Source organism: Candidatus Cloacimonadota bacterium, from assembly GCA_011372345.1.
Lineage (GTDB): Bacteria > Cloacimonadota > Cloacimonadia > Cloacimonadales > TCS61 > DRTC01.
On sequence record DRTC01000144.1, the window covers coordinates 1 to 8,079 of the forward strand.

Genomic DNA, 8,079 nt, shown 5'->3' on the forward strand with positions numbered 1-8,079 from the left:
GATAACACGAATATTTTTTTCATTTTTCTAATTTCTTAATACATTATTTTGCTTCGATTTATCGAGCTTTATGCTTAAAGCCGAAATTTCAAAACAATAAAATCTCGAATAGTTAACGATAATTTTATATTTAGTTACAGGAAAATTTACATTTTTTTGGGAGCTGAAATTCCCATTAAACCAAGAGAGATCGCAATCACATCTTTGACCGCTGTTATCAAAAAAAGTCTGCTTAAGCTAAGCTCGGGATGATTCCTGTTCACGATTTGATATTTCGCATAATATTTATGGAACATACCGGCAAGTTCATGAACATAATTAGCTAATCTATGCGGTTCTCTGCTATCTGCAATAGAGATTAAAGTATCTGGAAATTCAAGTAATTTCTTAATAATATTTAGCTCATATTCTTTATTAAGTCTTCTCAAGTATTTTTTATCAAAATCCTTCAGATAGATTTTTTCTTTCTTTGCTTTTTTCAGGATGCTGTGTATTCTGGCATGAGCATATTGACAATAATAAACAGGATTCTCATTTGATTTTTTCTTTGCCAGTTCGAGGTCGAAATTCAGATGAGCATTCGGTTTTCGTTCCAGGAAAAAAAACCTGGCAGCATCTTTTCCAACTTCATCGATCAAGTCATCCATACTCACAATCTTGCCTGCTCTTTTAGACATCTTTACAACTTCACCATTCTGGATCAGATTTATGTGCTGCAGGTAAACAACTTCCAGTTTACTGACATCCAGTTTTAGAGCCTTAATTGCCGCTTTTAACTTGGCAACATGTCCATGATGATCCGGTCCGAGAACATCGATAATGATATCAAAGCCACGGTGATATTTTGTCAGATGATAAGCAATGTCAGGTACAAGATAGGTTGTATTTCCATCTGCTTTCATCAGAACACGGTCTTTTTCATCACCAAAATCTATGGAGGAAAACCAGATAGCTTCATCTTTCTCATAAGTACAATGAGCTTCTGTTAAGTAACTGAGAACTTCTTCAATAGCTCCTTCTTTTCTTAATTTTTTTTCGGACATCCAGTTCTCAAATTCTACTCCGTATCGTTCCAGACTTTTAACCTGTTCCCGGTGAAGTTCTGCCAAAGCAAAATTTTTCATTCTCTCCAAACGATCTATTTCTGAGATATGGAATAATTTTGTGGAATCGATCGCACTTAATTTCAAAGCCAGATCCTTGATATATTCTCCATGATATGCTTCCGGAGGGAATTCCTCGATTTTTTCTCCATACAATTCCCGATAGCGAATTTCAAGTGATTCCGCCAGAATATCGACCTGATTTCCGGCATCATTAATATAATATTCACGAAAGGCTTTGAAACCAACATAACTCATTATGCGATAAAGGGAATCTCCATAAGCTGCAGCTCTGGCATTGACCACATTCAAGGGTCCGGTTGGATTTGCACTGACAAATTCCAGCAAAACTTTTTTACCTTTTCCATGTTTTGAAGATCCGAATTTTTTAGTTTTGGAAATATCTAATAATTTATGATGATAATAGCGATTAGCCATTTTAAAATTTATAAAACCCGGTCCAGCAACATCGACAGATTTGTAATCTCGATGTCTGGAAAAATATTCTGTGATTTTTTCTGCTAAAATTCGAGGTTTCTTTCTATTTTTTTTGGCATTTACGAGAGCAACATTGGTTGAGAAATCCCCGTGTTCAGGATTGTTTGGAACTTCGATCGTAAAATTATCCTCGAACTTAATATCCAATTTTTTCAAACATTTAATTATATCTTTATGTATTTTAGTTTTGGTCATTATTAATTCTATTATCCTTTATGGTTTTTGAACTAATATTCCATAATTCTTCAAGTTTATAGAAATTTCTGGTTTCTTCGTTAAAAATGTGAACAATGATATCGACAAAATCAAGGAGAATCCAGGTTCCATTAGCCAAACCTTCGGAAGCTAAAAGTTGAATTCCTTCTGCTTTTGCTTTGTACAGGATTTCTTCTGCAATAGCTTTATTATGAAGTTCTGCAGTTCCATGACAGATGATGATGATATCAGTATAATCGGAAAATTCTCTGACATCAAAATATTTAATATTTTCGGCTTTTTTAGATGCTGCCCACTTGATTATTTTATCTACTATTTCTTTTTGGGAAGATAACATAAAACTCCTGATTTTTTGACTTGTCATCCGGTAGTTGCCGGAGACGAGTTGAAAAAATGATTGGAAATGATTTCGAGTAATTGTCTTGTTCCAAGACGATGTCCTTTGTCTTTACAACTCGAAATACTTGAAACTAATCAAAATATTTTTGATAATCATTTCCTAAGATGATCTGAAATTCCTCGATAGCGTTATCATCAAAAGCATAAATCTTTCGTTTTATTCCAGTTAAATGCATTAAATATTTTAATTTCTCTTCATTATTATGTTTCACGACAATGATCGTTTTTTTGTATATGAACATATTCCTTTCCACATTTTTCCAAAAAATTATATCCAGGTTTTGTTCATTAACATTATCTTGAGCATTTAATAAAATTTCCTTAACTTCACTCGCGATTCCGGGATAACCGCAACCATTTAACAATGAAATTTTAACTGATCCTTGAAATCCCGCTTCAATTTTTTTTTCTACTTTTCCTTCAGCAAGGACAAGGTATAAAAAAAATATTAAAATCGCTAAAAATATTACTATTAATAGCGTTAATCCGCCCTTTTTACTGCGGGACAAATTATTTTTTGACCTGCTCACTGTCAAATTGTTCTTTTAGTTGTTGATATGCTGTTTCAAAGGATTCGGGAATAACTCTCGTGCTTCCGGTTGCGGTCATAAAATTCGTGTCTCCATTCCATCTCGGTACGAGATGAACATGTAAATGCTCGTCTATTCCTGCACCTGCTGCTTTTCCTAAATTCATGCCGATATTGATTCCGTCCGGGTGATAATTGTTTGTAATTACTTTTTCGCAAAGTTGAACAGTTTCAAAAAGGTCATCGATCTCTTCCTTTGAAAGATCGTTCAAACCTGCAACATGTTTAAAAGGGACAACCATTAAATGACCGTTATTGTATGGGAACATATTCAGGATAACGAAGCTGAATTTACTCCGATAAAGGATGAAATGTTTTTCATCATTTTTTGCGGATGGTCTGATACAGAAAATACATTCTTTTTTTTTTTTTGATAAGATGTATTTTAGACGCCAGGGTGAATATAGTATTTTATTCATTTATCCTCACTTGGGTGTAAAACAACTTGCCAGGTTGTTCAGAAATCTTTCTAAACAAACAATAAATTTTATAAAAATTTCAGAAATCATTTCATTTATAGAAACAACAATTTAGCAAATTGTTTTACAGATCATCTCAAACAGGATTAAGTCTCTTATAAAATTCCTGTTCCAGTTTTGCTAATTGCTCTTTTGAATTTACTCCGGAAGCCTCTGCCATATCTTCCAGAATTACGGATGTAACGATTTTTTTTTCATTATTCAGGATTTCTAAAGTGTCAGTCAGGTAATATTCGTTTTGACTATTATGATTATCGATCTTATCCAAAGCGGAAAACATGCTTTGAGCATCGAAGCAGTAAATTGCAGTATTGATCTCTTTGATCTTTTTTTCTTCGTTGGAAGCATCTTTATGTTCGACAATTCTTTGGATATTTCCTTCTTTATTTCTGACGATTCTACCATATTTGAGAGTATCGTTCATTACTACTGTCAGAACCGTGCATGCTGCTTTTATTTCACGATGCTGCTTAAGCATTTTGTCCAGAGTTTCAGACCGCAGGAGTGGAACATCTCCGCAAAGAATAAAAACATCTCCCTCAAAATCCTTAAAAATATCTTTTGTAACCATAACTGCATGACCTGTTCCGTTTTGCTCCTTTTGTTCCACGAATTTTATCTTTTCGCTTTTGGGAACAACATTAATCACCATTTCTTTTTTATGACCGACCACAACCACGATCAGATCGCTGTCTATTTTTTGAGCGGTTTCCACAACTCGATTGATCATCGGTTTGCCGGCAAGTTCAAAAACAACTTTCGGAAGATCTGATTTCATCCGAGTTCCCTGACCTGCTGCCAGGATAATGGTTGCCAGTTTTTTCATCTAAACTCCTATTTACCTCATCTCCAGCCCTTCTCCTGTAAAGAGAAGGGAGTAGAATAAGGAATTTTTATTATTTGTCATTCTGATGATTTCTCTTTCCTGAAAGAGACGGATTCTTTCAGAAATGATCTTTCGAAGTATCTGCAATTACTTTAGTTTCCATAAGCTTATAACAGAAGATTCCTCACAGGAAACTGTTGAAGGATGCTTCGGAATGACATTTATAATCAGTCTTTTTTCCTATCGGGACGATGGGATTACAGAATATCCTTTATTTTCTTCTTCAAAGTCGGATGAATATAATCAGGACAGATTTCGTTCAGGGATTCCAGAATGAATTTTCTTTTATAGATGAATGCATGTGGAATTATCAGGTTTTCTTCATTGATCACTTCATTTCCAAAAAAGAGAATATCGATATCGATTATTCTCGATTCCCATTTTTCCTTTCTGATCCTTCCCATTTCAGTTTCAATTTCAAGACAGATTTTCAGTAATTTTTTAGGATCAAGAGCAGTTTCGATTTCCAGAACGCAATTCAGGAAATCAGGTTGGTTAGTGTTTCCCCAGGCTTTTGTAACTTTTATCGAACTATTTTTTATTATTTTTATCTTTTTATTATTTCTCAGTATTGAGACTGCTTTTTGAATATTTTCTAACTTGTTTCCTAAATTTGATCCAAGTCCTAAATAGCAAATATTTTTGTGTCTTTTATGCATTTTTGCGGTTATTTTATCCTATCCATTTCAACTTCAACCGAACCGAGTGAACCTTTTATGGGAACGGAAGGTTTTTTGATTTTCACTTTTGCCTGAATTATCTTTGGGAAAGTTGTTAAAACTGATGTTAAGATCGTATCAGCACAGTTTTCCAAAAGCAGGAATTCTTTATTTTCAAGAATATTTTTTATGATGGAGAACACTTTTGTATAGTCGATCGTATCATCGATATGATCAATTTCCTGATCGTGTTCAGGAGCTGTTTCAAAAGTAAAATTCACGATAAATCTCTGACCGAGCTTTCGCTCTTCGGGATGAACACCATGATGACCGTAAAAGACCATTTCATGTAAATGAATTTTCATATTAACCTCAGTAATTTAGCAACTAACAAAACGAACAAGACGAACAAAAAAATCATTTCGTTATTACTTTATTTTGTTCGCTGTTTAAAACTTTCTCCACAATTTCAAAATGAATTTTTTTTGCGTATTTTTTATCGATAAAATAAATAATTATTCCACTGAACAGCAGACCAAATATGGAAATTAAAATGGCAAGATTTTCAGATTTGAACAGGATTTTTCCCAGAAAATAAAAAAGGATCATTAACAGAATAGGGAAGACAAAGATAATAAAGGATGAAAAAATCTTTACACCCGGAGAGAGATAAACTTTTACAAGATCACCGGCTTCTAACTCCAGATCAGTTTTTAATTTATGCTCTATCGGACTGGAAGAAGTTCCGCATACTCCTTTTAAAGAACAAGATTTACAACTGTCGGTTTTCTTTATCCGGATCGTAACGGTTTTATCATTAACATTTTTTACAACAGCAATATCTTCTTGAACATCCATAATTATCGATCTTTTTCTTTTTTGATCTTGTTTATTAACTTTGTAGTGGAAAAACCATCCTTGAAAGAAAGGCTTTTAACTTTTCCTTTTTTTTTCAAGACAATATCCGAACCGACAATATCCTGAATTTTCCAATCTCCGCCTTTGACCAGAATATCAGGTTTGATCAGATTTATGAGATCGTATGGCGTATCTTCTTCAAAAATAACAACATAATCTACAAAATAAAATCCTGATAAAACAATAGCTCTATTTAATTCATTATTAAGAGGACGATTCTTTCCTTTCAGTTTCCGAACAGATTCATCACTATTTAATCCAATAATTAAAATGTCTCCCAGATTCTTTGCTTCCTGGAGATATTGGACATGTCCCGCATGAATAATATCAAAACAACCATTTGTGAAGACAACTTGCTTTCCTGATTTTTTCAGCTCTTTAACGATTCTTTTTATTTCATCCCAGGTTTTTAGTTTCATTTTATTTTCCATGCTTCATCCTGACAAGTAAGACAGATTAATAATTTTTATCTTTTAAATCAAATTATCCAGTCTTATCTTCTTTCCTCATCTCCGCAGATTTTTTTACGAATTCCTTAAAAATAGGTTGTGCCTTATCCGGTCTTGATTTGAATTCAGGATGGAACTGAACTGCAATATAAAAAGGATGATCAGGGATTTCTATGATCTCGACCAGGAAATTATCAGGAGAAGTTCCGGAAATAATCATTCCTTTTTCTTCAATGATCTTTCGATATTTATTGTTAAATTCATATCGATGTCGATGTCGTTCTGATATTTCCTTTTTCCAGTAAATTTGGTAGGCAAGGCTTTCTTCTTTAACTTTGCACGGATAAGCACCGAGACGCATTGTTCCACCCATTTTCTCCAAATATTTCTGGTCATTCATCAGATCTATCACCGGATTTTTACATTCCTCATCAAATTCCGTACTGTATGAATTTTCAAGTTTACAGACATGCAAAGCAAATTCAATAACAGCGATCTGCATACCGAGACAAATCCCAAAATAAGGAATTTTATGTTCACGAGCATACTTGGCAATCGCAATTTTCCCATCGATCCCACGCACACCAAAACCTCCAGGAATCAAAATTCCATCAATATTTTCAAGCTGTTTTTTAATATCATTTTCCGAAATCGTTTTCTCGGAATCAACCCATCTAATATTTAATTTTAACCTGTTGGCAGCAGCAGCGTGAATTAGAGCTGCTCCTACGCTTTTATACGCATCCTGATGCTCGACATATTTTCCGCAAACTGCGATATTCACTTCTTTTTCCGGATTTTTAATATTATCGATGATCTGCTCCCAATCGGAAAAATCGATATGATGTTCCCGCAGATGCAATTGCTTACAAATTTTTTCATGAAGACGGGCTTGCATCAAGGTTTTGGGAACTTCATAAATGGTGGACACATCAATGGCATTGATCACATAACTTCTCTGCACATTTGTAAAAAGAGCGATCTTGCTCCTTATATCTTCATCATAAGCTTTTTCCGAACGACAAAGCAAAATATCCGGCTGAATACCAATTTCCCGAAGTTTTGTGGCTGCATGCTGGGTTGGTTTGGTTTTTAATTCTCCGGCAGCTTTGATGAAAGGAACATAAGTCAGGAATATGAAAAGAGAATTTTCTTTACCAACATCGAGACGGAATTGTCTGATAGCTTCCAAAAAGGGAAGACTCTCGATATCTCCAACCGTTCCACCAACTTCGGTTATGACAATATCTTTGTCTTTGGCTATATTATGGATCAAACTTTTTATCTCATTGGTAACATGCGGGATGACCTGAACGGTTTTTCCGAGATAATCACCTTTTCTCTCTTTTTTGATCACTTTTTCATAGATCTGACCGGAAGTTGAATTGGAATTTTTGTTGAGAGGAATTCCAATAAATCTTTCATAATGTCCAAGGTCAAGGTCTGTTTCCGCTCCATCATCTGTGACGAAAACTTCTCCATGTTGGAACGGACTCATGGTTCCGGGATCGACATTCAAATACGGATCGAATTTCTGCATAACAACATTATAACCCATTTTTTTCATCAACAATCCAATAGATGAAGATGCGATTCCTTTTCCAAGAGATGATAAAACACCACCAATCACAAAAATATGTTTAGCCATTTTTTCTCCTGTATCACAATCAATCCTGATTGTGTTATGTAACTCAAAGCTCCGCTTTGAGAATATATTTCATTTAACAAGTTGAATGAATCAATTTTCTCAAACAGGGTTGTTTGAGTTACTGTAGTTCGGAACTTGTTCCGGACAAAATAAATTGTTAATAAAGGGTTCAGAACAAGTTCTGAATCACATTTGATTTACGATTTCTCAATCCTTACTTTGCAATTTGAAAGCA

10 protein-coding genes are annotated in these 8,079 nt (G+C 34.2%); all 10 read right to left on the reverse strand.

Annotation, left to right across the window (positions count from 1 at the left end):
- Window positions 1-146: 146 nt before the first annotated feature.
- Window positions 147-1,796 (reverse strand): arginine--tRNA ligase, encoded by a 1,650-nt coding sequence (locus ENL20_02750; protein HHE37474.1) that lies wholly within the window; start codon window positions 1,794-1,796, stop codon window positions 147-149.
- Window positions 1,783-2,181 (reverse strand): ribosome silencing factor, encoded by a 399-nt coding sequence (gene rsfS, locus ENL20_02755; GenBank protein ID HHE37475.1) that lies wholly within the window; start codon window positions 2,179-2,181, stop codon window positions 1,783-1,785. Before rsfS ends, ENL20_02750 begins: the two co-directional genes overlap by 14 nt.
- A 106-nt stretch (window positions 2,182-2,287) precedes the next feature.
- Entirely contained in the window at window positions 2,288-2,746 is a 459-nt protein-coding gene (locus ENL20_02760) for a hypothetical protein (GenBank protein HHE37476.1), read from the reverse strand.
- Window positions 2,727-3,224: an HIT domain-containing protein gene (locus ENL20_02765; GenBank protein HHE37477.1), complete on the reverse strand. Its 498-nt coding sequence runs from the start codon at window positions 3,222-3,224 to the stop codon at window positions 2,727-2,729. The genes ENL20_02760 and ENL20_02765 overlap by 20 nt, the downstream gene beginning before the upstream one ends.
- Before the next feature lie 136 nt (window positions 3,225-3,360).
- Window positions 3,361-4,110 (reverse strand): hypothetical protein, encoded by a 750-nt coding sequence (locus ENL20_02770; protein HHE37478.1) that lies wholly within the window; start codon window positions 4,108-4,110, stop codon window positions 3,361-3,363.
- Between the two features lie 257 nt (window positions 4,111-4,367).
- The gene (folK, locus tag ENL20_02775) at window positions 4,368-4,829 is read right to left on the reverse strand and encodes a 2-amino-4-hydroxy-6-hydroxymethyldihydropteridine diphosphokinase (GenBank protein ID HHE37479.1); all 462 of its coding nucleotides are present in this window, start codon (window positions 4,827-4,829) and stop codon (window positions 4,368-4,370) included.
- An 8-nt stretch (window positions 4,830-4,837) separates the two neighbouring features.
- The gene (gene folB, locus ENL20_02780) at window positions 4,838-5,194 is read right to left on the reverse strand and encodes a dihydroneopterin aldolase (protein HHE37480.1); all 357 of its coding nucleotides are present in this window, start codon (window positions 5,192-5,194) and stop codon (window positions 4,838-4,840) included.
- Window positions 5,195-5,246: 52 nt separating this feature from the next.
- Window positions 5,247-5,687 carry a hypothetical protein gene (locus tag ENL20_02785; protein HHE37481.1) on the reverse strand — a complete coding sequence of 147 codons (441 nt, stop codon included), beginning with the start codon at window positions 5,685-5,687 and terminating at the stop codon, window positions 5,247-5,249.
- 2 nt (window positions 5,688-5,689) lie between these two features.
- Complete coding sequence (gene rfaE2 / locus ENL20_02790; GenBank protein ID HHE37482.1) at window positions 5,690-6,178, reverse strand: D-glycero-beta-D-manno-heptose 1-phosphate adenylyltransferase; 489 nt, start codon at window positions 6,176-6,178, stop codon at window positions 5,690-5,692.
- A 52-nt stretch (window positions 6,179-6,230) separates the two neighbouring features.
- Window positions 6,231-7,844: a CTP synthase gene (locus ENL20_02795; protein ID HHE37483.1), complete on the reverse strand. Its 1,614-nt coding sequence runs from the start codon at window positions 7,842-7,844 to the stop codon at window positions 6,231-6,233.
- Between the last annotated feature and the right edge of the window lie 235 nt (window positions 7,845-8,079).